Source organism: Vibrio sp. 1069, assembly GCF_033340555.1.
This window is the reverse complement of sequence record NZ_JAWOWP010000922.1, coordinates 1-524: the sequence shown is the minus strand read 5'-3', so window position 1 is coordinate 524 and position 524 is coordinate 1. Positions and strand designations below refer to the sequence as shown.

1 pseudogene is annotated in these 524 nt (G+C 47.1%); it reads right to left on the bottom strand.

What is annotated here, in order from left to right:
- Window positions 1-524: pseudogene (locus R7040_RS29825) on the bottom strand (aspartate kinase); the annotation flags it as partial.

Genomic DNA, 524 nt, shown 5'->3' with positions numbered 1-524 from the left:
CGGGGTGACACCGCTGTTCATGAGAGAAAGTACGCCTTTCGCTAACGTTTTGTTAGTGTCGATGTGAGAACCGATGGCTGAAATTAGCGCAACCATTCGCCCTTTAATGGAAGCATTCGGGTAACGTTTTTCGGCCTTGTATAACACTTTGTTTAAGCTGTCCGAGCTACCGCCAAGGTAATACGTAATCGAGTTAGCGTTCATCTCTTTACCGATCAAGCTGACGCGTGCATCAGAGATGATTTCCATCAATTCGTAACTCACGTTGTCAACCTTGCCGACCATAGCTTGATCGAACAAGTGCAGTGCGAAGACCTTTTCTTTACCGGCGATGATTTCCACTTTGTCTTCTTCTGGGCGATACCCTGAAGATATCAACGTACCTTCATGTTCTGGCTCAAACGTGTTTTTGATTTGCAGCTCAATCCCACTTTCGCGCAAACCAGCGGCAGCATTGGGATGAATCGCCTCCATGCCCAAGTTAGCAAGTTGATCCGCTACATCGTAGTTCGTGCTTCCAATTG